This window comes from Mesorhizobium sp. M7A.F.Ce.TU.012.03.2.1, assembly GCF_004006095.1.
Taxonomy (GTDB): Bacteria; Pseudomonadota; Alphaproteobacteria; order Rhizobiales; family Rhizobiaceae; genus Mesorhizobium.
On the sequence record NZ_CP034779.1, the window covers coordinates 3,010,123 to 3,036,598 of the forward strand.

Here is a 26,476-nt window from a genome sequence, read left to right on the forward strand (position 1 = left end):
CGGGACCATAGCCGATCGATGGTGCGGGCGCTATTGTTTAAGGCGCGGTGTTCAGCCGCGCTTCCAGGTGGCGGGTTTTCGAGACCTGGACGGACCGACGGGATGGTTGAATGCCTTTGAAAGCGGAACTGCACTGCCACATCGAAGGGGCAGCGGCGCCCGAACTCGTCATCCGCCAGGCGCAGAAATACGGCAAGGACACCTCGCCCTACATCCAGAACGGTTCCTTCGTCTGGCATGATTTCACCTCCTTCCTGGCGGCTTATGATTTTTCCGCCGATCTGTTCCGGACCGAGGAGGACTATGCGCGGCTGGCCGACCATTATCTGACCAGTCTCGCTCGCGACGGCGCCATCTATTCCGAGGTGTTCACCTCGCCGGACCACGCGAAAAAGGCCGGCCTGTCGCCCAAGGCCTATACCGATGCGCTCGGCGAAGGCATGGCCCGCGCCAAGGCCAAGACCGGCATCGAGGGCCGCATGATCGTCACCGGCGTGCGCCATGTCGGCGTCGAGTCGATCGAGCAGGCGGCGCGCTTTGCGGCGCGCTGCGGGCATCCGCTGGTCACCGGTTTCGGCGTCGCCGGCGATGAGCGCATCGGCGATATGGAGGACTATGTCAGGGCTTTCGAGATCGCCCGCGAGGCCGGGCTCGGCATCACCATCCACGCCGGCGAATTGACGGGCTGGGAGACCGTCCAGGCGGCGCTCGATCATATCCGTCCGTCCCGCATCGGCCATGGCGTGCGCGCCATCGAGAACCCGGACCTCGTCCGGCGCATCGCCGACGAGGGCGTCGTGCTGGAATGCTGCCCCGGTTCCAACATCGCGCTCAAGGTGTTCGACAGTTTCGCCGATCATCCATTTCCGGCCCTGCAGGCGGCCGGCTGCAAGGTGACGCTCAATTCCGACGATCCGCCCTATTTCTGGACCTCGCTGAAGCGGGAATACGACATTGCCGCCGAGCATTTCTCGATGAACGAAAAGGCGCTGGCCGCCGTCACCCGCACCGCCATCGAAGCCGCTTTCGTCGATAGAAAGACGAAGACCGCGCTTCTTGCCCGGTTGAACAGCGCGGCACGCTGATTTCCGCCGACAAAGCTGTGGTCGGTGCGGGCCAAGCGGTTCCTTGGCCGGCGCATTGCCGCTAGGGTTCGCTCAGGCAGCTTGAAGCGCGGCGCGTCCGAAAGGGCCATGCGCGCATTTTCGGGCGCAGGCATCAGGAGAACACCATGCAGGGCGTCACCGTCGTCGACCACCCGCTTGTCCAGCACAAGCTGACCATCATGCGCAAGAAGGAAACCTCGACGGCCGGCTTTCGCCGGCTGCTGCGCGAAATCTCGCTGCTGCTCGGATACGAGGTCACCCGCAACCTCGAACTGACGACGACGACCATCGAGACGCCGATGGAAACCATGGAAGCGCCGACGCTTGAGGGCAAGAAGCTGGTCTTTGCCTCCGTGCTGCGCGCCGGCAACGGCTTGCTGGAAGGCCTGCTCGACCTGGTTCCGGCGGCCCGCGTCGCCCATGTCGGTCTCTACCGCGATCACGAAACGCTGGAAGCGGTCGAATATTTCTTCAAGGCGCCGAGCGATCTCGCCGACCGGCTGGTGATCGTCGTCGATCCGATGCTGGCCACCGCCAATTCGGCGATCGCGGCGATCGACAAGCTGAAAGAGCGCGGCGCCACCAACATCCGTTTCCTTTGCCTGCTGGCGGCGCCCGAAGGCATCGAACGCTTTCTCAAGGCGCATCCGGACGTTCCCGTCTTCACCGCTTCGATCGACCGCCAGCTCAACGAGAAGGGCTACATTATGCCCGGCCTCGGCGACGCCGGCGACCGCATGTACGGGACCAAGTAATACCAGGCAAAGTCACCTGGTGCGATTTACCAAATGTTTACGCAAAGGCGCGGTTTTGGCGCGCGTTAAAGCGGCAAACACCATCCGGGTCTAACGATCGGCTGTCACTACGGCGCCGCGCGTCCATTTCGGACGCGCAAAGGACGCTGTAGCACTTTGATATGCGCGTGAGCCTTTCCGAAAATCGATCCCGATTTCCGGGGGGTCATGCGGCGAGGCCGATCCATGCTGCGCAAACTTCTGATCCTCGCCGTTTTCGCCGGTTCATCGGCATCGATACCGATTGTGTATCAGTCCAATCCGCAACTCGTCGAAAACCTGCTGAGGTCGGCGGTGCCGGGCAAACAAGCGGTCGAAGCCCAACCGGGCGTCAATCTGGCATCGGTCCCCAACAAGCCCGCGGCACCGCTGCCGATGGGCCGCAAGGTGGTCGTCGCGGCAGACGAGCGCGGACACTTTTCATCGGGCTTCAAGCTCAATGGACGTCAGGTCGACGGCATGGTCGACACCGGCGCGACATTGGTCGCCATCAACATGTCGACGGCACGCCGAATCGGCTTGTCGCTGAATGCTTCGGACTTCAGCCACGAGGTCAACACGGCCAACGGCACCATCAAGGCGGCCGTGGCCATGATCGACCGCCTGCAGATCGGCAACATCACGGTCAATGACGTCCAGACCATCGTGCTCGACGACAGGGCGCTGCGCACCAATCTGATCGGCATGAGCTTTCTCAACCGGCTCGACAAATACCAGGTCGAGAACGGCACGCTGCTGCTCGTCCAGTAAGGCTATTCGTTTTCCGCAATTTCCAAGGGAAAGCGCTATGCGCTTTCCCGGGAAAACCGGTCCACCACTTTTCCTGGAATTGCTTCAACCGCGCGGCAGAATCCGCCGGATGACCGACTTGTCGGCGGGCGGCTTCGAGGCGCCGACCGTATAGGCCGAAAGCACGGTAGCCGCGGCGGCCTCGGCATCGGCCGATGAGCGGGCATGGATCAGCGCCAGCGTCTCGCCGGCCCCAACCTCCGCACCGACCGGCAACAGCCTGGTGATGCCGACCGCGGGGTCGATCTTGTCGTCCGGCCGCGTGCGTCCACCTCCCAGGCCGACCACGGCGAGCCCGATATCGCGGGTGGCGATGCCGGTGACGAAGCCGTTTGCGGTCGCCTTGACGGCAAATTCGATCGCCGCCGCCGGCAGATACTTTTCCGGTTTCTCGATGAAATCGGCGGGGCCGCCAAGCGCGGCCACCATGCGTGCGAAGGTGGCGGCGGCGCGGCCGCTGGCGAGTGTCTCGGTGGCGCGCCGCATGCCATCCTGGTTGGACGACACCAGCCCGGCCGACTGCAGCATTTCGGCGGCCAGCGCCAGCGTCACGTCCTCGAGCCGACGGTCACGATACCGGCCGGTGAGGAAATCAACGGCGTTGCGCACCTCGACGGCGTTGCCGGCGGCCGACGCCAATGGCTCGTTCATGCCGGTGATCAACGCCGAAGCCTTTAGTCCGGCGCCGTTGGCGATCTCAACCAGGCTGTTGGCGAGTGCGGTGGCGTCGCGCGATTTTTCCATGAAGGCGCCGTTGCCGACCTTGACGTCGAGCACCAGCGATTGCAGCCCGGCCGCCAGCTTCTTCGACAGGATCGAAGCGGTGATCAGCGGCACCGATTCGACCGTGCCGGAGACGTCGCGGATCGCATAGAGCCGTCGATCGGCGGGCGCGAGGTCGGCGGTCTGGCCGATGATGGCACAGCCTGTTTCGAGCACCGCCTTGCGAAACAGCGCGACGTCGGGCTGGCTGATGTAGCCGGGGACGGCGTCCATCTTGTCCAGCGTGCCGCCGGTGTGGCCGAGGCCGCGGCCCGAGATCATCGGTACATAGGCGCCGCAGGCGGCGACGATCGGCGCCAGCATCAGCGAGACATTGTCGCCGACGCCGCCGGTCGAATGCTTGTCGGTGACCGGGCCGGGCAGGTCCGACCAGTCGAGCACATCGCCGGAATCGCGCATCGCCAGCGTGAGCGCCACGGCCTCGTCGCGGTTCATGCCGTTGAAGAACACCGCCATGGCGAAGGCGCCGGCCTGGCCATCGGTGACGGCGCCCGACGTCACGCCCGCGACGAAGCCGGCGATCTCCTCTTCCGACAGCCTGAGGCCATCGCGCTTGCGGCGGATGATTTCCTGGGGAAGCATCAGGTCTCCAGCAGTCCGTCGTGGAACACGCGCTGCAGGATCGTTGCGAGCCGCGCGCCGCCTACCGGTGCCATGTCCTTGGTCTCCTGGTGCGATAGCTCGGCCCCGGTCATGCCGGCCGCCAAATTGGTGATGACCGAACAGGCGGCGACGCGCAGTCCTAGGAAGCGGGCGAGAATGACCTCCGGTACGGTCGACATGCCGACCGCATTGGCGCCCATGATGCGCGCCATGCGGATCTCGGCCGGCGTTTCGAAGCATGGGCCGGAGAACCACATATAGACGCCCTTGTGCAGGGTGGTGCCGGTCGCATTTGCCGCCCGCTCGATGGCCTGGCGGATGCCGGCATCATAGGCTTCAGTCAGGCCGACGAAACGCCGGTCGCTTGGTTCGCCGATCAGCGGATTGGTGCCCGAGAAATTGATGTGGTCCGATATCAGCATCACCGAGCCCGGCGGCATGTCCGGATCGACCGAACCGGCGGCATTGGTGAGGATCAGTTTCGTGATGCCGATGCCGGCAAGCACTTCCAGCACCGGCCGCATCGCCGCGGCAACGCCGTGCTCGTAGTAATGGGCGCGGCCCGACAGCATCAGCACCGGCGCGCCGGCAAACAGCCCCGCCACCACCTCGCCGGCATGTCCGGTGACACCGCTTCTGGGAAAACCGGGCAGGTCGGCATAGGAGATGCGGATCGGGCCCTCGATCTGGTCGACCAGACCGCCGAGGCCCGAACCGAGCACCAGTGCCGTGGCGGGCGCCAAGCCGTCCAGCCTTTCGACGAGATGATCCAGGGCTTTTTCCGTCATCGCTGCCAGCTGTTCATTTGAGCCCGTTGTTCATTTCAAAATATCGCCGCGGAAGCCGTAAGGCAGCATGTCGCCCATGGTCACGGTCTCGGCCACACCTGCATTGTCGCAGAGATAGAGCTTTGTTTCCGGCCGGCAGAATTCGGCCAGCCGCTGGCGGCAGCCGCCGCAAGGCGAGCATTTCGCCATGCGTTCGGCGATGACGGCGATTTCCACGATCTTGCCGCCGCCGCCCATGATGTAGTGGCCGAGCGCCGTGGTCTCGGCGCACCAGCCTTCCGGATAGGAGGCGACTTCGATGTTGGCGCCGGTAAAGACGCGCCCGTCCTCGGTGCGCAAGGCAGCGCCGACCGGAAACTTCGAATACGGCGCGTAGGCCCTGGCCATGGCGGCCTTGGCGGCCTCGAACAGATCATGCGACATTCAGGTGTTCTCTCCGATGATCGTGTTCAAAACCCGGCGCAAAGCCGACCCGCCGCTCAACGTTCCTTGACATAAGGCACGCCGCCGGCGCGTGGCGGGATTGCCTTGCCGATGAAGCCGGCGAGCAGGATGACGGTGAGGATGTAGGGCAGCGCCTGCATGAACTGCGCCGGCACCTTGCCGATGATGGGCAGCGGTGATCCCTGCAGGCGGATCGACGCCGCGTCCAGGAAGCCGAACAGAAGGCAGGCGAACATGGCGTTGACCGGCTTCCACTTGGCGAAGATCAGGGCTGCCAGCGCGATGTAGCCCTTGCCGGCGGTCATGTCCTTCACGAAGCCGCCATTTTGCACCATCGACAGGTAGGCGCCGGCAATGCCGGTGAGGATGCCGGTGCAGATCAGCGCCCTGTAGCGCAGCCAGGCGACGGATATGCCGGCAGTATCGACGGCGGCCGGGTTCTCGCCTACGGCGCGCAGCCTGAGGCCAAAACGGGTGCGAAACAGCACCCACCAGGTGAACGGCACCATCAGGAAGGCAAGATAGACCAGGATCGAGTGGCCCGACAGGAGCTCGGCATAGATCGGTCCGATGATCGGCACGTCGCGGATGGCCTCGGCGCCCGGCAAGGTGATGGCCTCGAAGCGCTCGCCCGGTTGCAGCGCCGGCGTGCGCCCGCCCTGCTGGAACCAGGCCTGGCCGAGGATGATGGTCGAGCCGGCGGCGATGAAATTGATCGCCACGCCGGAGACGATCTGGTTGCCGCGATGGGTGATCGAGGCAAAACCGTGGATCATGGCAAAGGCGACCGAGATCAGGATCGCCATGCCGAGGCCGAGAAAGGCCGAATGGAACACGGAAGCGGCGGCCGCACCGGCGAAGGAGCCGACCAGCATCTTGCCTTCGAGACCGATGTCGAAGATGCCGGCGCGTTCCGAATAGAGGCCGGCGAGGCAGGCAAGCAGCAGCGGCACCGAAAGGCGGATGGTGGAGTCCAGTGTCTGGATGATCGCGTTGAACACATCCATCTCAGGCACCTTTCCCCTTGACCGCTTCCATGCCCACCGATCGCGGACTGAACGAGGCGAACAGCGCCTGGATGTAGGGCCGGAACATGTGCTCGAGGGCACCGGCAAACAGGATCACCAGGCCTTGAATGATGACGATCATGTCGCGGCTGATCGCCGGCATCTCGAAGGCGAGTTCGGCGCCGCCCTGGTAGAGCATGCCGAACAGGATCGCCGCCAGCACGATGCCGACAGGGTGCAGGCGGCCCATCAGCGCCACGGCGATGCCGACGAAGCCGGCGCCGGAAACGAAGTCGATGGCGACATTGTGCTGATCGCCCATCACCGGATTGAGTGCCATCATGCCGGCCAGCCCGCCCGAGATCATCATGGCGGTGATGATGATGCGGGTTTCGGAGATGCCGGCATAGCGTGCCGCTTTCGGGCTGTGACCGTAGGTGCGCATTTCATAGCCGAGCTTGGTGCGCCAGATCAGCAGCCAGACCAGGAAGGCCATGACCAGCGCCAGCAGGAAGGTGACATTGAGCGGCGCCGAACGGATCTTGGCGCCGAACAGCTCGATGATCCAGTTGAGCTTGGGCAATTCCGCGCCGGCGAGGAAGTTACGCGTCTGCGGCGCTTGCGAGGCGGCTGGCTTCAACGGGCCGACCAGCAGGTAAACCATGATCGAGGCGGCGATGAAGTTGAACATGATGGTGGTGATGACGATGTGCGAGCCACGCTTGGCCTGCAGATAGGCCGGGATGAGCGCCCACAATGCGCCGACCGCCGCCGCGGCAATGATCGCCAGCGGGAAGGTCAGCCACCATGGCAGTGTGCTGTCGAAGCTCAGGCAGACGATGGCGATGCCGAGGCCGGCGATGTAGGCCTGCCCTTCGGTGCCGATGTTGAACAGGCCGCAATGCGCGGCCACCGCCACCGAAAGCCCGGTGAAGATGAAGGTGGTGGCATAAAAGAGGGTGAAGGCGATGCCTGTGCCTTTGCCGAAGGCGCCCTCGACCAGGATGACGGCTGCGCGCAACGGATTCTCGCCGACCAGAAGCACGACGAAGCCGGCGACGACGAAGGCGACGAACAGATTGATCAGCGGGATCAGGCCATAGTCGGCCCAGGCCGGCAGTTTGGCGTAAGGCGCGCTCAAAGTGCTGCCTCCTGGTGCTCGATGCCAGCCATCAGCAGGCCGAGTTCGCCCTCGGTCGCTTCGGGACCGCGCTCGCCGACGATGCGGCCGGCAAACATCACCAGGATACGGTCGGACAGCGAACGGATCTCGTCCAGCTCGACCGACACCACCAGCACCGCCTTGCCCTGGTCGCGCATGGCGATCAGGCGCTTGTGGATGAATTCGATGGCGCCGACATCGACGCCGCGTGTCGGCTGGCCAACGATCAGAACACCAGGGTCCTGTTCCATCTCCCGCGCCAGCACGATCTTCTGCTGGTTGCCGCCGGAGAAATTGGCGGTCTTCAGCCGGCAGTCGGCCGGGCGGATGTCGTATTTGGCGATCTTGTCCCTGGCATCGTTGCGGATGGCATCGATGTTGAGGAACGGCCCCTTCAAATAGCGGGGATCATCGTGATAGCCGAGGATCGAATTCTCGTTCTCCTCGAAGGCCAGCACCAGGCCGACGTGATGGCGGTCCTCCGGCACATGCGCCAGGCCGCGGTCGCGCAGTTCGCCCGGGTCGGCCGCACCGGTCAGGTCGATCGGCTTGCCGTCGAGCATGACCGAGCCGGACACCGCACGCCTGATGCCGGAAATCGCCTCGAGCAGTTCGGATTGTCCGTTGCCGGCGACACCGGCGATGCCGACGATCTCGCCGGCCCTGATATCGAAGGAGATGTCGTCGACCATGGTTACGCCGCGCGTATCCTTCACCGTCAGGTTCTTGACCGCGAGCTTGACGGCGCCGGCCTCGGCCTCGCCCTTTTCGACCCGCAAGAGCACGCGCCGCCCGACCATCAGCTCGGCCAGTTCCTCGACAGTGGTCTTCCTGGTTTCGCGCGTCGCCACCATCGTGCCCTGGCGCATCACCGACACGGTGTCGGTGATGGCCATGATCTCGCGCAATTTGTGGGTGATCAGCACCACCGTCTTGCCCTGGTCTTTCAATTGCCCGAGGATGCGGAACAGGTGGTCGGCCTCGGCCGGCGTCAGCACGCCCGTCGGCTCGTCGAGGATCAGGATCTCGGCGCCGCGATAGAGCGCCTTCAGGATCTCCACCCGCTGCTGCAGGCCGACCGGCAGCTCCTCGATGATCGCATCGGGATCGACTTCCAGCCCGTATTCGCGCTCAAGCCGCTCCAGTTCGGAGCGTGCCTTGGCGATGCTCTTCTTCAAGAGCGCATCGCTTTCGGCGCCGAGGATGACGTTCTCCAGCACCGTGAAATTGTCGACCAGCATGAAGTGCTGATGCACCATGCCGATGCCGAGCGCGATGGCGTCATTGGGGGTCTTGATCGAGGCCGGCTGGCCGCCAACGCGGATTTCGCCGCTGTCGGCCTGGTAGAAGCCGTAGAGGATCGACATCAGCGTCGACTTGCCAGCTCCGTTCTCGCCGACAATGCCGTGGATCGTGCCGCGACCGATCTCAAGATTGATGTCCCGGTTGGCGCGCACCGCACCAAAACTCTTGTTGATGCCGATCAACTCGATTGCGGCTTGCGCCATGCAGCCTGTCCCACTCTTATTTTTTTATCGCTTGGTCAAAACGCCTAGCATGACGCTCCGCCCGTGCCAATTGGCGGAGCCGGTTCACTCTCGACAAATCCCGGTGCGCTTGTCAATTTGCAACGTGGCCGGGGCCTTCACATTCGCTAGTATGACGGCGCCGAAATTCGCATCACGGCGCAAGACATCGCGGTGAACGACATCGCGGTGAGACTGGGGAATTCACATGATCACGCCCGCCGACCGGCTGACGACGCTGGAAATACGCGCCGCCGAGCAGGAGAAGACCATCGAGGAACTGTCCGGCCAGATCGCCGAGCAGTGGAAGGTGATCGAGCGCATGCAGCGCAAGCTCGACGCGCTGACGGATCGCTTCCTGGCGCTGGAGGAGCAGACAGGAGATGAAGTGCCGGTAACCAAGCCACCGCACTGGTGAGGAAAAAGGGAAGGTGCACGCCTTGGTCAGTGAAAGCGATCGCATCGCGCGGGCCGGCGAATATGTGCTCGGTCTTATGAACGACAAAGACCGCGAACGGGCCGAACGTGACCTGGAGGTCGATCCCGCCTTCCGCGACGCGGTCGCGCGACTTGCCGAGCAGATGTATTTCTTCGACCGTTACGGAAAACGCGACCTGCTGCCTGGCAGGCATTGGGAACTGGTTACCCAACGCCTAGCCGAGTTACCTCAGATGCGCAGCGTCGAGCTCGGCGGCAATGAGGTCAAACCGCGCACGGTGATCCGAAGCCTGTCCCGGCCACCATACGGCATTGGCGTGCACGCGCTTGGCGGCCGGCGCGGAGTTGTCGTTGCCGCCGGGCTGATGGTGGCGTTCGCGCTGGGCTGTCTCGTCGCGAAGCTGCTATAGGCGAGGCCGGCGCGACATCAGCGCCATCTTCTCGCCGTCCGAGCCGCTTATCTCAACGGTATTCCAGCCGAGAGCCGCGTAGAAATCACGCGCATCCCATGTGTAGAGATGGAGCATCTCGACGCCCCGTGACGCCGCATGGGCTTCCGTTGCCTTGACCAGCGCGGTGGCGATGCCTCGGCGTCGATACCTTGCATCGACGACCAACCCGGCCAGCCATGGCGTCAGATCATGTACGGGCTCCAGCTCGTGGCGGACCAGCAGGCATGTCCCGACCGGGGTGTCGCCGATCCGGGCAACGAATGCCGCCTCGAAGCCGTCACCGGCAATCAAGCCACGAAGCCCTGCCGCATCTTCCCCGAGCGTCCTTCCGGTTCCCTCGAAAAACGTGGCCAGGCGCAGCTGGGCTACCGCTGCTACGTCGTGCTCGCCCATGGGTGCGATCTTCGGCTGCATCTGTATCCCGAAACGGTGGCCGGCACGGAGCGAACGTTTCGCTCGATCCGGTAAAGACAAAACCGCCGGGCTGGCGCCCGGCGGTTTGCAGATCATGCCTGTGTGTTCGTGCCGCTCAATAGGGGCAAGCGTTGTCAGCCGTATAGTCGTGCACTTCGGTCTTGCCGGCAATGATGTCGGCCTTGGCCTTTTCGACGGCCGCCTTCATCTCGTCCGTCACCAGCGCCTTGTTGTTGTCGTCCATGGCGTAGTCGACACCGCCTTCCTTGAGGCCCAGATTCTCGACTCCGCCCTTGAAGGTGCCGTTCTTGCCGTCCATGAAGGCGGTGTAGACGGCGACGTCGACGCGCTTCAGCATCGAGGTCAGCACCTTGCCCGGCTGCAGGCCGTTCTGGTTGGAATCGACGCCGATGCCGAGCTTGCCGGCATCTGCCGCCGCCTGCAGCACGCCGACGCCGGTGCCGCCTGCCGCGGCGTAGATCACGTCGGAGCCCTGGTCGATCTGCGTCTTGGCGATCTCGCCGCCCTTGGCCGGATCGTTCCAGGCAGCCGGCGTGTCGCCGGTCATGTTCTGGATGACATCAGTCGCACCCGCCGACTTGGCGCCGCCGACATAGCCGCATTCGAACTTGCGGATCAGAGGGATATCCATGCCGCCAACGAAGGAGACCTTCTTGGACTTAGATGCCATCGCCGCCAGGATGCCGACGAGGTAGGAGCCCTCCTGTTCCTTGAACTTCAGCGACCGCACGTTCGGCAGATCGACCTGGTCGTCGATGATGGCGAAGTTCAGGTCGGGATATTCGGCGGCGACCTTGGTCAGCGCGTCCGTCCAGGCAAAGCCGGCCATGACGATCGGGTTGCGGCCGTCCTCGGCGAAGCGGCGCAGCGCCTGCTCACGCTGCGAGGCATTGGAGACCTCGAATTCGACGTAGGCCGTGCCGGTTTCCGTCTTGAATTTCTCGGCGCCGTTGTAGGCAGCCTCGTTGAAGGATTTGTCGAACTTGCCGCCGAGATCATAGAGGATGGCCGGCTGGACATCCGCGGCGAAAGCCGGAAGAACCATTGCGGTTGCGGCCAGGAGGCCGAGAACGATACGTTTCATGTGATCCACACCCTGTCGGTTATTTTTTCCGTTATGCACCGCATGCCTGCCCGGTTCTCCGGCAGGCATACGACGTCAGCCAGGAGTGTACTCCCTCCCGCTCGGCGGCAATCTGGCATGGCCCGAAACAAAATTCACGCGGAATTTTGACCTTTTGGAAAAGCTTGATGCGGGCAAGCCGCACCGCAGCTTGTCCTTGCGCCAAGTGTTACGTGGACGCGGTGACAGGGATGACGCAAGCGACGCCGGTGCCTTTGAGGTTGCACGTGCCGTAAGGGTTCTTCGCCAGATATTGCTGGTGATCGGCTTCTGCGAAGTAGAATTCGGCCGCCGGCGCGATCTCGGTGGTGATCCTGCCGTGGCCGGCACCGCGCAGCGAGGTCTCATACGCATCGCGCGAGGCGCTCGCCGCCCGCAATTGCGCCTCGTCGCTCGTGTAGATCGCGGAGCGATAGGCGGTGCCGACATCATTGCCCTGGCGCATGCCTTGCGTGGGGTCGTGGCTTTCCCAGAATAGCTTCAGAAGCCCAGCATAGGAGACGATCTCGGGGTCATGGACCACCAGCACCACTTCGGCGTGGCCGGTAAGCCCTGTGCAGGTCTCCTGATAGGTCGGATTGGGCGTGAAGCCGCCGGCATAGCCGGCCGCGGTGACCCAGACGCCTTCGATCTGCCAGAACAGCCGCTCCGCACCCCAGAAGCAGCCCAGTCCGAACATCGCCGTCTCCAGCCTCTCGGGATAAGGACCTTTGAGCGGTCTTTTCAAGACCTTGTGTCTGGATGCGGTCGGGATCGCCCTGGCGCGGCCCGGCAGGGCCTCGGAGGGCTTCGGCAGATTGAGCTTCTTGTTCAGCATGTCGCTGAGAAAGAACATGCGCGGCTCCTCTCCGGGTGAAACGCAAGAAGCCGCATGACGGCGGCTTTGTTTGAGCATCGGATTCCCAAAACCGGCAACCGCTTTTGGGTCCGATGCTCTAGGTGGCGGCGAACTGCCCAGCACGCGGTGGCCGCCTGTAGCCTATCGCATAGAGCAGGAAAGCCAGCACCGCGAACACGGCGAAGCCCGGCTGGTTCAGCACCCAGGCGACGGCGCCGTCCCACAGCAGCGGGCTGGCCTTGGTTCGGATGAAGGTTTCGAAGGCGGCCCTCGTGTCGGGCGAGACCGCCAGCCAACTGGTGTTGAGCGGGGTCAGCACCAGCACGGAGGCCGCCACGGTGCGTGTCGCGTCGAGCACCGCCATGATGACGGAAATCGACAGCGCGATCATTGCGGCAAGACGAAAGACGAAGCGAAACATTAGAACCCTCCTCCGGGCTGGTCCCCTCCCGAGGGGCCTTTCAGAGATAGAATGCGCATGGCTGGATCGCAATCGCCATACGCGAATTTGCAGACTCCAAACTCAGGTCAACAGAAGGCCGGACGACAGTCGGTTGGGTAGCTTTTCATTGACATGTGAGGGCAGCTATGCTAACAATTTGGCGGGGTGCTGATTTGCGCCGACGACCCGCCGCACAGGCGGGTTTTTGCGTTTGGTGCCTCGCAAACCGACGTGCCGGCCAAGTCTTCAAAGACCGGGTGAACCCGGATCCGTTGCCCTGCGCTATGCGGCCGGCTCCCTTTTGCGCCGATGGACACGCCAGACGGCAAAAACGCCGCCGCCAATGGCGCCGATCACCAGGCCGGCCAAGCCGGTGAACACGGCGAAATAGCCGCAGGCGCCCTCGAAACAGCTCATCTTGGTGGCATCAGCGATCACCGAGCCGATGGCGAATCCGCCCACGGCGCCGATGACCGCGCCCAGGACGATGCCGAGCAGCGCGGCGACGACCGAGACGAAGACAGGCGGGCTTTCGGTTTCCGGATTGACATAAACGGCATCGGCTTCGGATCCACGGCGCAGCAGATAGATGCAGAGGAACCCGATGGCGATTTGAGCAGCGGTGATGGCAAGCGCCTGGCCCGAAAAGACGAAATCCGAAATCGTCAGTGCACAGGCCTGCCAGGCCACCAGCCAGATGATTGTGGCGACCTGCCAGATGGTGAACTGGCGCGGGAAACGGGCCGAGCGGCCGAAGGCGAGGCCGAGCAGGTAAAGCCCCCACAGGATGGTGACGATGTCGACGGCGAGCCCGCCATAGACAAGGTAAAACACGCTGTCTGGCAGGCCGGTGGCGCCGACCGCGGGCCAGACGGAGATCAGGCCGTAGACCGACCACGCCATGACGAAGACGAGCCAGCCCACCGGCACGAAGGAAAGCCCGCTGTCCGGCCGCCTGACTGGCGTCTGTCCATTGCTCGATGTCATGTCCGCACAATGCCCCCGCAAAGCCTCGGCACCCGACAGGCAACTCCGGGGGAAGTCAAGGGCGGCCGGCCCGGCGGTCGTGCCTGTGCACACCATTGCAGCGGCGGCGCCCGTAAAAACGGGCATGCCGGCCGCCTTGTGAAACACTGTGTGGCCGGCAAAGCGAATAGACGGCTGATATGGCTTGGCATTCGGCGCCGGATCGACTAGATGAGCCCCGCGCCTGTTGCTTCGACGGCTCAGGTGCGGGGAAGGGCGTTCGCTGGTTGGCGGCGCCGACGGCGGAAGTTCCGCCTTGCCCCAAGGGAGGTGCATCTCCCCAATCCGCGCGGCAAAACCGGCCGACGCGACATGCATGGACGGAGAGGTGGCCGAGTGGTTGAAGGCGCACGCCTGGAAAGTGTGTTTACGGGAGACCGTAACGCGGGTTCGAATCCCGCTCTCTCCGCCAGTTTGCACCTAGGTGTGATCAAGATAGGCGCGCCCAGGCAATATGATCTGGCGCAGGCTGCCGACGCTCATCGCGATCTCGAGGCCAGGAGGACAACCGGGGCGCTTGTGCTTGGTGCAATCTCGAACACGACCGACGTCCCGTAGTGAATTGCATCGCCAAATCAAAACGGGGTGGTCGATCGTCTCGCCCTAGATCACCGCTTCCTCGAGGAACGGCTCGTTGCGCTCTATGCGTTCGTAACAGAATGGCGAGAGATCGAGCGTCTGGAAAGCCCCGTGAACGATAAGTTCTGAAACTCCCCGGCCCACGGCTGGCGACTGTTGCAGCCCGTGCCCCGAGAAGCCGTTGGCAAACATGAAATTGGTCACCTGCGGGTGGAAGCCGACGATGCCGTTGTGGTCGAGCATGTTGTACTCGTAGTGGCCGGTCCAACTGGTCTGGACCTTGAGTGCGTCGAAAGACGGAATGCGGTGCCAGAGTGCCGGCCAGATGTAGTCGTCGAACTCTTCATGGTGCATTTCAAAGTCGTCGTAGCCGGCCGGTCCGTCGCCCTGCGGCGTGTTGCCGGTGAGAAAAAGCTCGCCTTCGGGACGCACGAATGTTCCGGAAAGGTCGATGACATTGGGCATCCGGCCGGGGATCGGGTTGGCGCTGGCGAAGACGAAGCTGTAGCGCTTGTAGGGCGCGACCGGGATCGACAGGCCGGCCATGGCTGCCACCTGCTGCGCGCGCGGGCCCGCGGCGTTGACCAATGTTCCGCAACGAACCGTCTGTCCGGTCGCGAGGCGCACCGAGATGACCCGTCCATCGGCAATATCCAGCCCTGTCGCTGCATTGTCGATATACTCGACGCCGCTGGCGCGGGCGGCGCGGCGGAAACCGTTCATCAGCCCCACGGAATCGAACCAGCCCTCTTCCCTGGCCCCCCAGGAACCGCCACCGAGATCCTCCACATTGAGCCAGGGGAAGCGATCCTTCAGCGGGCCCGGCTCGAGGAACACTGTGTGGGCCCCAAAACTGCGCTGCAGATCGACGCGCTCGCGGGCCGCTTCGACGCCGTCGGGTGAACAGCAGTAAAGATATCCATGCTCCTTGAAGCCGAGGTCGGGCGCCGGTTCGTCCTTGTAGAAAGGTGCCATACGCTCCTGAAATCCGCGGATGATCTCGATGCCGAACTGGCTGATCTTCACATTGATCGGATTGGAATATTGCTGCCGGATCGCGCTGGTGGACAGCGCCGTCGATGAAAACTCGTAACTGCTATCGCGCTCGACCACGAGGATCGAGGCACCGCTGCCCAGCGCCTGGCTCAGCCAGTAGGCCGTGGACGAGCCGACAACCGCTCCGCCGACGATGACGATGTCGTAGGCGTTGCGCGATGGCGCTTTGTAAGGCGGGATCCCCATGGCTCCGACTCCAAGCTACTGGTTGAACAAAGCGATCAGGGCATCCGAGCCCCGCGCAAGAAGGCCAAGGTCCGAACCGACGGCAACCATGGTGAAGCCTTCGGCAAGGTAGCGGTCGGCATCGGCCTTCGCCGGCGCCAGGATGCCGCTTGCCTTGCCTGCCGCCGTCGCGGCCTTGCGCACGGACGAGATTGCCTCCTGGACATGTGCCGCGCCGGGATTGCCCATCGCGCCCATATTGGTGGAAAGATCGCCGGGACCGACGAAGAGAACGTCGACGCCGTCGACCGCCGCGATCTCGGCGGCATTCGCCACGCCCAATTGATCCTCGATCTGCACGGCGAGAAGTTGCTGCTCACGCGCCTTGGCGTGGTAGCCGGCGATGCGGCCGAAGGCGTTGGCGCGGTGACCGACCGAGAAGCCGCGAAATCCGCCGGGCGCATAGGTCATGGCCGCGACGATGGCGCGGGCCTGATCGGCGGTTCGTACATTGGGGATCATCAGGCTGCGTGCGCCGATATCCAGCGCCTGCTTGATCAGATTGGGATCGTCGGAGGGCAGCCTGACGACAGCCTCGCTGTCGAAGCCGCCCATCACCTGAAGCTGCGCCATGATGCTGCGCAGATGGTTGGGGCTGTGCTCGCCGTCGATCAGAACCCAATCGGCTCCAGAGCCGGCGACGATCTCCGTGGTGAGCGCCGAAGCCAGCGAGCACCAGATGCCGATGTGAGCCCGGCCAGCCGCGGTGGCGGCTTTCAGCGTGTTGAGGCGTTCTTGCATCTTGCGATCGTCTCCAATCATCTGGTTGAAATTTGTATGATGTCCTATATCATATGGCTACAAAACGCTGCAAGATGCGATGTACGGACTTTCGAATGGGAGCTGGAGAATGAGGATCGGGTTCATCGGGCTTGGCGTCATGGGAGCACCGATGGCGCGTCACCTGGCCGATGCCGGGCATGAGATCGTCACCGTTCTCAATCGCTCCCCTCTGCCGCAGGGCCTGACCGCATCGGTGGTCGCGTCCGCCGCCGAAGTGGCACGGGGGTCCGAGATCGTCGTCACCATGCTGCCCGACACGCCTGACGTCGAACGCGTCCTGTTGGGCGAGGACGGCGTCCTGGAAGGACTGTCAGCCGGCAAGCTGGTCATCGACATGAGCTCGATCAGCCCCATCGCCACGGCGGCGTTCGCGGCGAAACTGCGAGAGAAGGGAGCCGGCTACCTCGACGCCCCGGTCTCGGGCGGCGAGGTCGGCGCCAAGGCGGCAAGCCTCACCATCATGGTCGGCGGCCCGGCCGCCGAGTTCGAGCGGGCGCTGCCGATCTTTGAGACACTCGGCAAGAACGTCACTTTGATCGGCGAGCAGAATGGCGCCGGGCAGACCTGCAAGATCGCCAACCAGATCATCGTTGCGCTCAACATCGAGGCCGTGGCCGAAGCGCTTGTCTTCGCCAGCAAGGCCGGGTGCGACCCGGCGAAGGTTCGCGGCGCCCTGATGGGTGGCTTCGCCGCTTCCCGCGTCCTGGAAGTGCATGGCCAGCGCATGATCGACCGGACCTTCGCCCCAGGCTTTCGCATCAAGCTCCACCAGAAGGATCTCAACCTGGCGCTTGACAGTGCCCGCGCCCTTGGCGTGGCGCTGCCGAACACCGCCATGGCGCAGCAACTGATGAATGCCTGTTCGGCCCATCCAGGTGGCGCCGAGGCCGATCACTCGTCTCTCGTCCGGGCGCTGGAGATCCTCAGCGGCCACGAACTGTCAAAAGAAAAGGAGTAAAAACCGATGCGCGGAACCGGCAAGGCCGAGATCTTCGTGATGCTGGCCCATCCCGTGGCCCACGCCAAGAGCCCCGGCATATTCAACGAGATCTTCGAGCAGAAGGGCCTCGACAGCCTCATGGTGCCCTTGAGCTGCCGCCCGGAGGATTTTGAGACCTTCTGGGCCGGCATCACGGCAGCCGAGAATATCAGGGGCGTGATCATCTCGGTGCCGTACAAGGTTGCGGTCTACCACAAATGCTCCGCCGCGCATGACCGCGCCGCGCGGGTGGAAAGCGCCAACTCGGTGCGACGGCTGCCGGATGGCAGCTGGTATGCCGACAATTTCGACGGCGTCGGCTTCATCGATGCGCTCAAGGCGAACGGGCATCAGATCGCCGGCCGCCGCATTCTTCAAGTCGGTGCCGGTGGCGCCGGTGCTTCGCTCGCCTATTGTCTCGCGGAAGCCGGCGCCGACGAAATCCGCCTTACCGACATCGATACGGCGCGCGCCGGGAAACTGGCGGCGCTGGTTGGCCGCGCGTTCCCGAAATGCCGCATCCAGGTCGGAGAGGCCGAGCCTTCCGGCATGCATATGGCGATCAACGCCACGCCTGTCGGCATGCATGCCGGCGATCCGCTGCCGCTTGACGTCAGCCGGCTGACCCCGGATATGACGGTCGTGGACATCATCATGGAGCCTGCGGAAACCGCTCTGCTGCGGGCGGCCAAGGGGATCGGCTGCCGCGTTCAACCGGGACGCCCGATGATGGATTTCCAGGTCCGGGCGATGTCCGAATTCTTCGACATCGAAGGCAAGGACCGCGGCCATGGCTGAGACACCGACTGCCGTCGTCATCGGCGGCACCTCCGGCATCGGACGCGCTATCGCGCAGCGCTTCGCAGAAGACGGTTATCATGTGGTCGTCTCCGGCCGGGATGCGACGAGGGGCAATGAGGCGGCCGGCTCCTGCCAGGCGGCGGGCGCGCCGCGTGCGCTGTTTGTCCAGACAGATGTCGCAGATAGCGGCTCAGTCGAGGCTCTGGCACGGATTGTCAGCGACGGGTTCGGCACGCCTCACGTCGTCGTCAACTGCGCCGGCATCTTGCAGAGCGGCAAGTACGTCCTTGATCAGGATCTGGACGAGGACGAGAAGATGTGGCGGGTGAATTATCGCGGCACGCTGTTGGGGTGCCAGGTGTTTGGCCGGCTGATGTCGGCCGCCCGGCGAGGCGCGATCCTGAATGTCGGCTCGCTCGCCTCTTTCGCGCCGCTGTCGCTGCCCGCCTACACGCCGGGAAAGCATGCGGTCCTGGCCCTGACCCAGATCCTCGCCGCCGAACTCGGCCCGCATGGCGTTCGCGTCAATGCGGTCGCGCCCGGCTATACACTTTCCGATGGTCTGAAGACCAAGATCGCCAGGGGTGAACGCAACCCCGAAGCCATACAGGCCACCACGGCGCTGCGACGCTTCGTCGAGCCGCGCGACGTCGCCGAGGCGGCATTGTTCCTCTGCTCGGAGCGCGCCGCTTCGATTACCGGCGTCACCTTGCCGGTCGACGCCGGCTGGCTGGTTCAGGCGCCTTACGCACAATATCTGCAGGGAAATCCCATCCGGCAAACGCCGGCTATCTGACAAGGATAATCCAGTGATCAATATCTCGCCAGTGAGCGACATCCAGCGCTTCGACTTCGATACCCGCATACACCATGGCGTCATCCATAACGGCACGCTCTACCTCACCGGCCAGGTCGCGAGGCCCGGCCAGTCCGCGGCCGACCAGATGCGCGAGGTGCTCGGCAAGATCGATGCGCTGCTTGGCAAGGCGGGCACGGACAAGACCCGCATCCTTCATGTGCAGATGTGGCTGGACGACATCAGGGATTTCGACGAGGTCAATGCGGTGTGGGACGCCTGGATGCCCGGGGAGCACGCACCGGCGCGCTCATCGGGCGAAGGACGGATGGCGAAGCCCGGAATGCTGGTCGAGCTGATCGTCACCGCGGCGGTTTGAATGGTCCTGCCGGTTCGGGCATCATCCCGAATCTGGCGAGAGGGAGACTGATGACGAAGCGCAAGCCGCTTTCCACCGTCGTGGCGGAGAGCCTGTCCGAGAAGATCCGCTCCGGACAGCTGCTGCCCGGCGCGCAATTGCCGACTGAGGCGGAGCTTTGCGCCGAGTACGATGTCAGCCGCACCGTGGTGCGGGAAGCTGTGGCGCGACTGCGTTCCGAAGGCCTGGTGGTGCCGCAGCAGGGGCGCGGCATGTTCGTCAGCGAGACGCCGGCGCCGCGCAACTTCTCGATACCGGACGAAGCGCTCAGGACCTTGCCGGAAACCATTGCGCTGCTCGAGCTGAGGTTGAGCGTCGAGGTGGAGTCGGCGGGATTGTGCGCGGAACGGCGCACCGATGCGGAAGCCAGCGCGATCCGCACCTTGATGGAACAGGTCGACGCCCAGCAGGCCGATCCCGCCGTCGTCCAGATCCACTACGACTATGATTTCCACCTGGCGATCGCCAAGGCGGCACGAAATGAATTCATTCACGGTTTCCTAAGCTATCTCGGGCCGATGATCGTCCCGCGCTTCCAGCTCGGCTATCTGGTCACGCCCGAACTCAAGGACAGCTACTACGCGCGCATACACAGCGAACATAAGACAATCGTCGACGCCATCGAAAGGCAGGATGGCCGCGCCGCCCGCCAGGCCATGCGCAAGCACCTGCACAACAGTCTCGGGCGGGTGCGCGCCCTGGCCCGAGCCTCTGGCGTGGAGGCAATCGAAGCCGAGCAGAAGGCGGCGGCGGCCTCACTTTTCACCGACATGAAAAGGCCTGTCTCGACAGGCGGATGAGGCTGTCTCGACAGGCGCATGAGGCCTCGCGAATTCGATCGCATCGGCGCGCCTGGGCCGAAAATTAGACATCCATTGCGAAAGCCGTGTTTTTTGTTCCGTCACCGGCTGCGCGGGTTTCCCAAGGGCTGAAGGCGCCAGCTTGCCAGCGTTTCCTTGGGTTTTCGGCTGCTGCGGTTATCCGAACACCCCAACGGATTTTGGAGGCATCCGAAATTTTCGAAAGTTTATCTTTCCTTTTTGCTGGTTTTCTTGGTTTCGCGGCATCGGCCCGGGCCGCAAACTGAAAACAGACAATCAGGAAAGCCCACGTGACGACAGCCTTCATCACCGGTGCGACGAGCGGCATAGGGCGGGCCATCGCGATCGCGCTGAGCGACGCCGGCTACGACGTCTATGCGGTCGGGCGCAGCCAGGCCGCGCTCAAGGAGCTGCAGGCACAGCGGCCCGGCATCGTGCCGATTGCCGTCGACGTCACCGACCGCGAGGCCCTGGAAGCGGCCCTGGCGGATCTCACCATCGACGTGCTGATCAACAATGCCGGGGTCATGCCGCCGCTCGGCAACTTCGCCGATATGAAGATCGCTGACATCGACACCACGCTCGAGGTGAACCTCAGCGCGGCAATCCTGCTCACGCGCCTCGTCGTCCCGCAAATGCGCGAGCGGCAGTCCGGGCATGTATTGTTCACCGGCTCCACAGCGGGCCACGCGGCATACTCCAACATTGCCGTCTATTCAGCGACCAAGGCGGCGATATCAGGCTTTGCAGCAGCGCTGCGCGCCGACCTCTCCCCATCGGGCGTACGCGTCACCGAGATCGTTGCCGGCCGTGTCGAGACGCAGCTCTACCAGGACATCCTCGACGCCAACGCGCGCGCAGCCATGTACGCCAGCAAAGTGGTGCAGCCGGATGACGTGGCCAGGATGGTCGTCGCTGTGCTTGGGCTCCCCGCGTGGGCCGACGTTACCCGTTTCGACATCATGCCGACTTGGCCAACCTCGCCAAGCGGTACCAAGTAAGGAAAACTGGGATGAAAGATCTTTCCGTTCTGATCGTTGGCGGTGGTGCCGGCCTCGGTGCCCTCTTAGCCGAGATGGCTGTCGAGGCCGGAGCGGCAAAGATCGGCATCATCGACATCAACCAGGAAGCCGCCGAGTCCGCGCTGGCGACCGCGAAGGCCAGCGGACTGCCTACCGCGACCGCCCTTTGCGACATCCAGGTAGGCCCACAGTGCCACGCCGCATTCGAGGCGATCGTTTCGAAACTCGGGCGCGTCGACACGCTGATCAATTGTGCCGCGATCTACCCTCGCCGCCCGCTCCTCGAAATCACCGACGCCGACTGGGATGCCTCCAACGGCATCAACATCAAGGGCACCTACCACATGATGGTGGCGGCGGTTCGCCACATGCAATCGCAGGAGCCGAAGAGCCGCGTCCGCGGCCGGATCGTGAACCTGACCTCGGTCGACGCCTTCAAGGCGCATCCGCAGAACGCTCACTATGCGGCGACCAAGGCCGCCGTCGTCAGCCTTACCCGATCCTTTGCCCATCACGTGGCGAAGGACGGCATTCTGGTGAATTCGGTGGCGCCGGCCGGCATGGCGACGGAGAAGGCGAAAGCGCTCGGCTTCCTGGAGGAACTGGCCAAGGCGAGCCCGCTCGGCCGCGGTGCCGAGCCAAAGGAGATTGCCGAATGGGTGCTGATGACGGGCAGCCCCAAGAACACTTACATGACCGGTGAAAACGTAATTGTTTCAGGTGGTTACATATACGCCTAAGTCTCTTTCGCCGCGGGCGACTGAACTCTGGCAGTGCATGACCGAGGCAGTGCATGACCGACCGGGCCACAAGCAGGGAAAGGAACGGAATTTTCGATGACCGGCAAGCTGCGCCTTCCCTCGCTGAATGCTCTGCGCGTGTTCCACGCGGTCGCGCAGCACAAGAGCTTTCGGCAGGCGGCGGATGAATTGCTGGTCACGCCGCAGGCCGTCGGACAGCAGATCAAGCTTCTGGAGGATACGCTCCAGGTAACGCTGTTCGAGCGTAAGGGCCGGTCGATCGAACTGACCGAGTCGGCCATTCTTCTGTCGCACTATGTCAAAGCCGGCTTCAACGAGTTTGCCGAAGGCGTTCGCCGCGTCACCAAGTCGAACTATCGGGACCGCATCAACCTGAATGCGAGCCCATACTTCGCCACGCATTATCTCCTGCCGCGGCTTTCGTTGTTCCGGGAAATCTTGCCGGGCGCGGACCTGCGCCTGACGACCATGGTCGACCTGCCCGATTTCGGGCGCGACGATATCGATATGACGGTCCAGTGGGGCTACGGCAACTGGTCCGACTATGAAACCACGTTGCTGGTGCCGGATCCGAAGATCATCTGCTGCACGCCGGCGATCGGCGAAAGGATCAAGTCGGCGCATGATCTGACACAGTTCACGTTGCTCGACACCGTCAAGTCGAAGCGTCTGTGGCCGGACATATTGCGCCACCTTGGCGTGGAACTGACGGATGGCGACCGCAGCATCAGCTTCGACGACGCCGCGACCATGCGCCGGGCGACCTTGCAAGGCATAGGTGTGGGCTTGGTTTCCGTCATCGATGCCGAGGAAGATTTCCGGGCGGGCACGCTGGTCGCGCCGATCGGCCGCGACGCCATTGCCGACATGAAGCCGGAGGAAGTCCCGGGCTTCTATCTTGTCGTCCCACGCGGACATCTGCGCGTGAAGGCGGTCGCGGCACTTCACCGATGGCTGGCTCAGCAGGATTGGCGCGGCGACCTCACGATTTCCTCGTTACCGAAACCGGCCCCGCTTTCCGACTAGAAGCGGCTTCGAGACCGAGGCCTGAAAGACGCCTTTCGGGCCTCCAACAACAAGAAACCAAACAACCTCAACAGTGGAGACGGAACATGAAAATGATCAAATGGGGGGCTTCGGCCCTGGCCCTTGGCCTCGTGCATTTTGCGGCGCCGGCGGAAGCCGCTGGCGGCAAGACGCTCGAAACCGTCAAGGCACGCGGCATGCTGAACTGCACCGGCCATGACGGCTCCTATCTCGGCTTCGCCGAGGTGGACGACAAGGGCAACTGGAAGGGCATGGACATCGACCTCTGCAAGGCGGTGGCCGCGGCCGTGTTCGGCGACCCTGCGAAGCTGAAAGTCGTTCCTATCAGCTGGGCCCAGCGCTGGCCGGCCCTGCAGTCCGGCGATGTCGACATCATCGTCAAGGCCTCGGGCGGCACGCTCAGCCGCGACACCGAACTTGGGCTGCAGTTCTCCATGTCCTACTATCTCGGGACCACCAAGGTGATGGCGCACAAGGAGCTGAACCTCAAGTCGCTCAAGGATGCCGCCGGCGGCACGATCTGCATTCCCGCCGGCACCTCGCAGGAACAGCAGGTCGCTGCCTATACTGCCAAGCTAGGCATCAAGCTCGAACCGGTGCTCATCGAGAAGACCGAGGAGCTCGAGCAGGCCTATTTCTCGGGACGCTGCGATCTTTATGCGCAGTGGGGTCCGACACTGGCCATTGCGCGCATCGCCAAGAGCAAGGTCGACGACCATGTCATCCTGCCCGACGTGCTCGCCGTCGAGCCTGAAGTCATGATCATGCGGCAAGGCGACGACAACTGGGTCGACATCGCCAACTGGACGCTGAGCACGCTGATCTTTGCCGAGCAGGAAGGCATCACATCGAAGAACGTCGACGAGATAAAGGCCAAGCCGACTTCACCGCAGGTCGCCAAATTCCTCGGCGTCACGCCAGGCATGGGCAAGGGTCTCGGGCTCTCCGACGACTGGGCCTACAAGGTGATCAAGAACGTCGGCAACTACGGCGAAATCTTCGATCGCGATCTCGGCAAGGACTCGCCCTACAAGATGGATCGCGAACTGACCAATTTGTGGAACAATGGCGGTGTCCTGTTCCCGCTGGTTGTTGATTGATCCGTTCTGAACGCATCCCGCTCCAGGTCCCGCCCGGCTCCCGCCGGGCGGGACCGCGCGGCAATTCGGGAAGGATTTCTGAATGGTCAGCCTGCTGAGAAATCAAAAAGTCCGCAACGCACTGTTGCAGATCCTGTATGTCGGCTCGATCGCCGCGATGGTGCTTGCCGGCATTGTGATCGCCAGACAGAACCTGGCGGCGCAGGGGATCACCTCCGGATTCGACTTCCTGTTCAAGTCGACGGGCTGGGACCTGAACTTCTCGCTGCTGCCCGCCACGGCCAACGACCCTTATTGGTGGTACTTCCTCATCGGGATCATCAATACGCTGTTTCTGGGAACCGTCGGCCTGACGCTGGCGACGATCGTCGGAACGATCGTCGGCCTGGCGCGGACATCCTCGAACGAATTGGCCCGGCTGCTCGGCCGCACCTATGTGGACATCTTCCGAAACATCCCGCTGATCCTCCAGGTTTTTTTCTGGTATGCCGTCATCACCCATCTGCCGACGCCGCGCGCCGCGCATGAGGGATGGGGCTTTCTCCTCACCAGCCGGGGGCTTTACATCCCGTTCCCCAATGTCAGCAGCGCCGCGCTCGCTGCGGCGACATTGGCTGTGATTGCCGCCATCGCGCTGCCGATCTGGCTGGGCAGGACATCGCGCCTCAGCCTGCCGGTCGGCCAGCGTGGCGGCATTCAGCTTGCCGGCACGGCGGCGGCACTTGCCTGCGCGGCCATCGTTCTGGTGGCCGGCCGCCTGGCCGACTCGCCGCTACTCGATTTTCCGGCGCTGCAAGGTCTCAATCTGCGAGGCGGCCTGCGCATTCCGCCGGAGTTTGCGACACTGGCCATCGCGATCGCCATCTATGGCGGCTCCTACATCGCCGAGATCGTGCGCGGCGGGTTCAAGGCTGTCGGCAAGGGCCAGGTCGAGGCGGCTCTTTCCCTGGGCCTCGGCCCGTGGCGGGTCTTCATGCTGGTGCGGCTGCCGCTGGCACTACGCGCCATGCTGCCAATCCTCGCCAACCAGTATGTCTGGCTGATGAAGGCGACCACAATGGGCATCGCGGTGGGCTTCACCGATTTCTTCATGATCGTGGCGCTGACGATCAACCATTCCGGCCAGACAATCGAAGCGATCGGCATCCTGATGGCTGGCTTCCTCGTCATCAACCTCAGCCTCGCCGCCATCTTCAACCGCATCAACAAAGCAATCGCCCTCAAGGGCAACCAGTTGAGGGGGTGAGGGATGGAAATGGTCGTTGTCGCCCCTCCTGCCATTGGCAAGATCGAGGATCTGAGGCGGCGCTTCTTTGCGACGCCCCTGCAGGCATTGCTGTCGCTGGCTTCCCTGGCGGTCATGGTCTTCCTGGCCTGGAAGCTCCTGAATTGGGCGGTTTTCTCGGCTGTCTTCACGACGAGCGGCGGACCCGAAGCCTGCCAGGCGGCGGCGGGAGCCTGCTGGTCGGTCATTGCCGCGCGATGGCGCATCATCCTGTTCGGCCTCTATCCCTATGACGAGCAGTGGCGGTCGGCCCTGGCTTGCCTGATCGTCGTGGTCATGACGGTGCTAAGTTGCGTTCCAGCCTTCTGGTCGGGTCGCCGCATCGCACTCGTATGGGGAGCCGGAACGGCGCTTTTCTACGTGCTGATGAAGGGCGGCGTGCTTGGTCTGCCCTATGTCGGCGAGGAGGCCTGGGGCGGACTGGCGCTGACCCTGTTCATCTTCGTGACCACCTGCCTGATCGGCTTCCCGCTGGCGATCTGCCTGGCGCTGCTGCGCCGCTCCGGCCTGCCATGGATTTCCCGCACCTCCGGCCTCATTATCGACGGGGTGCGTTCATTGCCTCTGATCTCGATCCTGTTCACCTTCGCCATCGTGCTGCCGTTCGCACTGCCGCAATGGCTGGTGGGCGACAAGCTGTACCGGGTGATCCTGGGCTCGGCCCTGTTTTTTTCCGCCTATCAGGCGGAGATCGTCAGGGGTGGGATGCAGGGCGTTCCCAGTGGGCAAGAAGAGGCAGCCATGGCGCTTGGCATGCGCTATTGGCAGCGCGTCGGCCGCATTCTTCTACCGCAGGCCATGCGCAATGCGCTGCCGGCGACGATCAACCAGTTCGTGATCTCGTTCAAGGAAACCTCGCTGGTGATCATCGTCGGCTTCTTCGAGATCCTGGCCTCCGGCAATGCCGCCTACGGCACCGGCGAGTGGCGCTTCGCCTATGTCGAGGTCTATGCCTTCATCGCCTTCATCTACTTCATCTTCGTGTTCAGCCTGTCCCGCTATGGCGCTTTTCTCGAGCGCCGTATGTCGGTCGGCGAACGATAGGGG

At 63.5% G+C, this 26,476-nt stretch carries 29 protein-coding genes and 1 tRNA gene; 17 read left to right on the top strand and 13 right to left on the bottom strand.

The genetic code is table 11. The features are described 5' to 3' along the window. Window positions 1-110: 110 nt before the first annotated feature. The 3 genes from EJ079_RS14545 to EJ079_RS14555 all read left to right on the top strand — a co-directional run bounded on the left by EJ079_RS14545 (window position 111) and on the right by EJ079_RS14555 (window position 2,650). Window positions 111-1,085 carry an adenosine deaminase gene (locus EJ079_RS14545; RefSeq protein ID WP_127266930.1) on the top strand — a complete coding sequence of 325 codons (975 nt, stop codon included), beginning with the start codon at window positions 111-113 and terminating at the stop codon, window positions 1,083-1,085. 146 nt (window positions 1,086-1,231) lie between these two features. After that, the gene (gene upp, locus EJ079_RS14550) at window positions 1,232-1,861 is read left to right on the top strand and encodes a uracil phosphoribosyltransferase (RefSeq protein WP_127266929.1); all 630 of its coding nucleotides are present in this window, start codon (window positions 1,232-1,234) and stop codon (window positions 1,859-1,861) included. 225 nt (window positions 1,862-2,086) lie between these two features. Further along, window positions 2,087-2,650 carry a TIGR02281 family clan AA aspartic protease gene (locus tag EJ079_RS14555; protein WP_127809337.1) on the top strand — a complete coding sequence of 188 codons (564 nt, stop codon included), beginning with the start codon at window positions 2,087-2,089 and terminating at the stop codon, window positions 2,648-2,650. Window positions 2,651-2,734: 84 nt separating this feature from the next. Here the strand turns inward: EJ079_RS14555 and deoA are convergent, their stop codons facing one another. Genes deoA through EJ079_RS14585 form a run of 6 tightly spaced genes read right to left on the bottom strand, consistent with a single transcriptional unit; the run spans window position 2,735 to window position 8,984 of the window. Next, a complete protein-coding gene (gene deoA, locus EJ079_RS14560) occupies window positions 2,735-4,054 on the bottom strand; it encodes a thymidine phosphorylase (protein ID WP_127809338.1) in 1,320 nt (439 codons plus the stop codon). Then, window positions 4,054-4,863 carry a purine-nucleoside phosphorylase gene (locus EJ079_RS14565; protein WP_127809339.1) on the bottom strand — a complete coding sequence of 270 codons (810 nt, stop codon included), beginning with the start codon at window positions 4,861-4,863 and terminating at the stop codon, window positions 4,054-4,056. Before EJ079_RS14565 ends, deoA begins: the two co-directional genes overlap by 1 nt. A gap of 30 nt (window positions 4,864-4,893) precedes the next feature. Beyond that, window positions 4,894-5,286 carry a cytidine deaminase gene (cdd, locus tag EJ079_RS14570; RefSeq protein ID WP_023812575.1) on the bottom strand — a complete coding sequence of 131 codons (393 nt, stop codon included), beginning with the start codon at window positions 5,284-5,286 and terminating at the stop codon, window positions 4,894-4,896. Between the two features lie 56 nt (window positions 5,287-5,342). Then, window positions 5,343-6,314 (bottom strand): ABC transporter permease, encoded by a 972-nt coding sequence (locus tag EJ079_RS14575; protein WP_127809340.1) that lies wholly within the window; start codon window positions 6,312-6,314, stop codon window positions 5,343-5,345. A 1-nt stretch (window position 6,315) separates the two neighbouring features. Next, window positions 6,316-7,455, bottom strand: a complete 1,140-nt coding sequence (locus EJ079_RS14580; RefSeq protein ID WP_023812577.1) for an ABC transporter permease — start codon at window positions 7,453-7,455, stop codon at window positions 6,316-6,318. Next, window positions 7,452-8,984: an ABC transporter ATP-binding protein gene (locus tag EJ079_RS14585; protein ID WP_127328351.1), complete on the bottom strand. Its 1,533-nt coding sequence runs from the start codon at window positions 8,982-8,984 to the stop codon at window positions 7,452-7,454. Before EJ079_RS14585 ends, EJ079_RS14580 begins: the two co-directional genes overlap by 4 nt. Window positions 8,985-9,213: 229 nt before the next feature. Here EJ079_RS14585 and EJ079_RS14590 point away from each other — a divergent pair, with 229 nt between their 5' ends. Both EJ079_RS14590 and EJ079_RS14595 read left to right on the top strand, forming a co-directional pair. Next, window positions 9,214-9,420: a SlyX family protein gene (locus EJ079_RS14590; RefSeq protein WP_174800349.1), complete on the top strand. Its 207-nt coding sequence runs from the start codon at window positions 9,214-9,216 to the stop codon at window positions 9,418-9,420. A gap of 22 nt (window positions 9,421-9,442) precedes the next feature. Further along, a complete protein-coding gene (locus tag EJ079_RS14595) occupies window positions 9,443-9,850 on the top strand; it encodes a hypothetical protein (protein ID WP_127266920.1) in 408 nt (135 codons plus the stop codon). Here the strand turns inward: EJ079_RS14595 and EJ079_RS14600 are convergent. The 5 genes from EJ079_RS14600 to EJ079_RS14620 form a co-directional block, all read right to left on the bottom strand. Then, window positions 9,845-10,306, bottom strand: coding sequence for a GNAT family N-acetyltransferase (locus EJ079_RS14600; RefSeq protein ID WP_127809341.1), 462 nt, complete (start codon window positions 10,304-10,306; stop codon window positions 9,845-9,847). The two genes, EJ079_RS14595 and EJ079_RS14600, sit on opposite strands and share 6 nt — an antisense overlap. 115 nt (window positions 10,307-10,421) lie before the next feature. Next, window positions 10,422-11,411 carry a BMP family ABC transporter substrate-binding protein gene (locus EJ079_RS14605; protein ID WP_127266918.1) on the bottom strand — a complete coding sequence of 330 codons (990 nt, stop codon included), beginning with the start codon at window positions 11,409-11,411 and terminating at the stop codon, window positions 10,422-10,424. Window positions 11,412-11,619: 208 nt separating this feature from the next. Then, window positions 11,620-12,285 (bottom strand): peptide-methionine (S)-S-oxide reductase MsrA, encoded by a 666-nt coding sequence (msrA, locus tag EJ079_RS14610; RefSeq protein ID WP_127809342.1) that lies wholly within the window; start codon window positions 12,283-12,285, stop codon window positions 11,620-11,622. Between the two features lie 100 nt (window positions 12,286-12,385). Then, a complete protein-coding gene (locus EJ079_RS14615) occupies window positions 12,386-12,709 on the bottom strand; it encodes a hypothetical protein (protein WP_127266916.1) in 324 nt (107 codons plus the stop codon). A gap of 303 nt (window positions 12,710-13,012) precedes the next feature. Next, complete coding sequence (locus tag EJ079_RS14620; RefSeq protein WP_245481871.1) at window positions 13,013-13,717, bottom strand: hypothetical protein; 705 nt, start codon at window positions 13,715-13,717, stop codon at window positions 13,013-13,015. A 361-nt stretch (window positions 13,718-14,078) separates the two neighbouring features. On the opposite strand from EJ079_RS14620, the gene EJ079_RS14625 reads away from it, so the two are divergent. After that, window positions 14,079-14,168: transfer RNA gene (locus EJ079_RS14625), tRNA-Ser, on the top strand. 191 nt (window positions 14,169-14,359) lie between these two features. Here EJ079_RS14625 and EJ079_RS14630 read toward each other — a convergent pair. Together EJ079_RS14630 and EJ079_RS14635 are read right to left on the bottom strand one after the other, a co-directional pair. Further along, the gene (locus EJ079_RS14630) at window positions 14,360-15,577 is read right to left on the bottom strand and encodes an FAD-dependent oxidoreductase (RefSeq protein WP_127809344.1); all 1,218 of its coding nucleotides are present in this window, start codon (window positions 15,575-15,577) and stop codon (window positions 14,360-14,362) included. A 15-nt stretch (window positions 15,578-15,592) separates the two neighbouring features. Next, window positions 15,593-16,357 carry an HpcH/HpaI aldolase/citrate lyase family protein gene (locus tag EJ079_RS14635; protein WP_127395399.1) on the bottom strand — a complete coding sequence of 255 codons (765 nt, stop codon included), beginning with the start codon at window positions 16,355-16,357 and terminating at the stop codon, window positions 15,593-15,595. Window positions 16,358-16,466: 109 nt separating this feature from the next. Here EJ079_RS14635 and EJ079_RS14640 point away from each other — a divergent pair, with 109 nt between their 5' ends. The 11 genes from EJ079_RS14640 (at window position 16,467) to EJ079_RS14690 (ending at window position 26,473) form a co-directional block, all read left to right on the top strand. Further along, window positions 16,467-17,357 carry a 2-hydroxy-3-oxopropionate reductase gene (locus EJ079_RS14640; protein WP_127809345.1) on the top strand — a complete coding sequence of 297 codons (891 nt, stop codon included), beginning with the start codon at window positions 16,467-16,469 and terminating at the stop codon, window positions 17,355-17,357. A gap of 6 nt (window positions 17,358-17,363) precedes the next feature. Continuing rightward, on the top strand, window positions 17,364-18,176 hold the full coding sequence (locus EJ079_RS14645) for a shikimate dehydrogenase (RefSeq protein ID WP_127268820.1): 813 nt from the start codon (window positions 17,364-17,366) through the stop codon (window positions 18,174-18,176). Further along, on the top strand, window positions 18,169-18,975 hold the full coding sequence (locus tag EJ079_RS14650; protein WP_127268819.1) for an SDR family oxidoreductase: 807 nt from the start codon (window positions 18,169-18,171) through the stop codon (window positions 18,973-18,975). Before EJ079_RS14645 ends, EJ079_RS14650 begins: the two co-directional genes overlap by 8 nt. Window positions 18,976-19,006: 31 nt before the next feature. Continuing rightward, window positions 19,007-19,354, top strand: coding sequence for a RidA family protein (locus EJ079_RS14655; RefSeq protein WP_023810158.1), 348 nt, complete (start codon window positions 19,007-19,009; stop codon window positions 19,352-19,354). Window positions 19,355-19,404: 50 nt separating this feature from the next. Further along, window positions 19,405-20,193 (top strand): FadR/GntR family transcriptional regulator, encoded by a 789-nt coding sequence (locus EJ079_RS14660; RefSeq protein WP_164761873.1) that lies wholly within the window; start codon window positions 19,405-19,407, stop codon window positions 20,191-20,193. 311 nt (window positions 20,194-20,504) lie between these two features. Further along, window positions 20,505-21,215, top strand: a complete 711-nt coding sequence (locus EJ079_RS14665) for an SDR family oxidoreductase (RefSeq protein ID WP_127321703.1) — start codon at window positions 20,505-20,507, stop codon at window positions 21,213-21,215. A gap of 11 nt (window positions 21,216-21,226) precedes the next feature. Beyond that, window positions 21,227-21,976: an SDR family oxidoreductase gene (locus tag EJ079_RS14670; protein WP_127397377.1), complete on the top strand. Its 750-nt coding sequence runs from the start codon at window positions 21,227-21,229 to the stop codon at window positions 21,974-21,976. Between the two features lie 96 nt (window positions 21,977-22,072). After that, on the top strand, window positions 22,073-23,023 hold the full coding sequence (locus tag EJ079_RS14675) for a LysR substrate-binding domain-containing protein (protein WP_023810154.1): 951 nt from the start codon (window positions 22,073-22,075) through the stop codon (window positions 23,021-23,023). An 86-nt stretch (window positions 23,024-23,109) separates the two neighbouring features. Beyond that, a complete protein-coding gene (locus EJ079_RS14680) occupies window positions 23,110-24,144 on the top strand; it encodes an amino acid ABC transporter substrate-binding protein (protein ID WP_127397376.1) in 1,035 nt (344 codons plus the stop codon). An 82-nt stretch (window positions 24,145-24,226) separates the two neighbouring features. Then, window positions 24,227-25,390 carry an ABC transporter permease subunit gene (locus tag EJ079_RS14685; protein ID WP_127809346.1) on the top strand — a complete coding sequence of 388 codons (1,164 nt, stop codon included), beginning with the start codon at window positions 24,227-24,229 and terminating at the stop codon, window positions 25,388-25,390. 3 nt (window positions 25,391-25,393) lie between these two features. After that, window positions 25,394-26,473 (top strand): amino acid ABC transporter permease, encoded by a 1,080-nt coding sequence (locus EJ079_RS14690; RefSeq protein ID WP_127395253.1) that lies wholly within the window; start codon window positions 25,394-25,396, stop codon window positions 26,471-26,473. Window positions 26,474-26,476: the final 3 nt, after the last annotated feature.

Bases quoted from the DNA above. Each gene is read 5' to 3' on its own strand.
- EJ079_RS14545 (WP_127266930.1), top strand. From the start codon at position 111: ATGCCTTTGAAAGCGGAACTGCACTGCCACATCGAAGGGGCAGCGGCG.
- upp (WP_127266929.1), top strand. From the start codon at position 1,232: ATGCAGGGCGTCACCGTCGTCGACCACCCGCTTGTCCAGCACAAGCTG.
- EJ079_RS14555 (WP_127809337.1), top strand. From the start codon at position 2,087: ATGCTGCGCAAACTTCTGATCCTCGCCGTTTTCGCCGGTTCATCGGCA.
- deoA (WP_127809338.1), bottom strand. From the start codon at position 4,054: ATGCTTCCCCAGGAAATCATCCGCCGCAAGCGCGATGGCCTCAGGCTG.
- EJ079_RS14565 (WP_127809339.1), bottom strand. From the start codon at position 4,863: ATGACGGAAAAAGCCCTGGATCATCTCGTCGAAAGGCTGGACGGCTTG.
- cdd (WP_023812575.1), bottom strand. From the start codon at position 5,286: ATGTCGCATGATCTGTTCGAGGCCGCCAAGGCCGCCATGGCCAGGGCC.
- EJ079_RS14575 (WP_127809340.1), bottom strand. From the start codon at position 6,314: ATGGATGTGTTCAACGCGATCATCCAGACACTGGACTCCACCATCCGC.
- EJ079_RS14585 (WP_127328351.1), bottom strand. From the start codon at position 8,984: ATGGCGCAAGCCGCAATCGAGTTGATCGGCATCAACAAGAGTTTTGGT.
- EJ079_RS14600 (WP_127809341.1), bottom strand. From the start codon at position 10,306: ATGCAGCCGAAGATCGCACCCATGGGCGAGCACGACGTAGCAGCGGTA.
- EJ079_RS14605 (WP_127266918.1), bottom strand. From the start codon at position 11,411: ATGAAACGTATCGTTCTCGGCCTCCTGGCCGCAACCGCAATGGTTCTT.
- msrA (WP_127809342.1), bottom strand. From the start codon at position 12,285: ATGTTCTTTCTCAGCGACATGCTGAACAAGAAGCTCAATCTGCCGAAG.
- EJ079_RS14615 (WP_127266916.1), bottom strand. From the start codon at position 12,709: ATGTTTCGCTTCGTCTTTCGTCTTGCCGCAATGATCGCGCTGTCGATT.
- EJ079_RS14620 (WP_245481871.1), bottom strand. From the start codon at position 13,717: ATGACATCGAGCAATGGACAGACGCCAGTCAGGCGGCCGGACAGCGGG.
- EJ079_RS14630 (WP_127809344.1), bottom strand. From the start codon at position 15,577: ATGGGGATCCCGCCTTACAAAGCGCCATCGCGCAACGCCTACGACATC.
- EJ079_RS14635 (WP_127395399.1), bottom strand. From the start codon at position 16,357: ATGCAAGAACGCCTCAACACGCTGAAAGCCGCCACCGCGGCTGGCCGG.
- EJ079_RS14640 (WP_127809345.1), top strand. From the start codon at position 16,467: ATGAGGATCGGGTTCATCGGGCTTGGCGTCATGGGAGCACCGATGGCG.
- EJ079_RS14645 (WP_127268820.1), top strand. From the start codon at position 17,364: ATGCGCGGAACCGGCAAGGCCGAGATCTTCGTGATGCTGGCCCATCCC.
- EJ079_RS14650 (WP_127268819.1), top strand. From the start codon at position 18,169: ATGGCTGAGACACCGACTGCCGTCGTCATCGGCGGCACCTCCGGCATC.
- EJ079_RS14660 (WP_164761873.1), top strand. From the start codon at position 19,405: ATGACGAAGCGCAAGCCGCTTTCCACCGTCGTGGCGGAGAGCCTGTCC.
- EJ079_RS14670 (WP_127397377.1), top strand. From the start codon at position 21,227: ATGAAAGATCTTTCCGTTCTGATCGTTGGCGGTGGTGCCGGCCTCGGT.
- EJ079_RS14675 (WP_023810154.1), top strand. From the start codon at position 22,073: ATGACCGGCAAGCTGCGCCTTCCCTCGCTGAATGCTCTGCGCGTGTTC.
- EJ079_RS14680 (WP_127397376.1), top strand. From the start codon at position 23,110: ATGAAAATGATCAAATGGGGGGCTTCGGCCCTGGCCCTTGGCCTCGTG.
- EJ079_RS14685 (WP_127809346.1), top strand. From the start codon at position 24,227: ATGGTCAGCCTGCTGAGAAATCAAAAAGTCCGCAACGCACTGTTGCAG.
- EJ079_RS14690 (WP_127395253.1), top strand. From the start codon at position 25,394: ATGGAAATGGTCGTTGTCGCCCCTCCTGCCATTGGCAAGATCGAGGAT.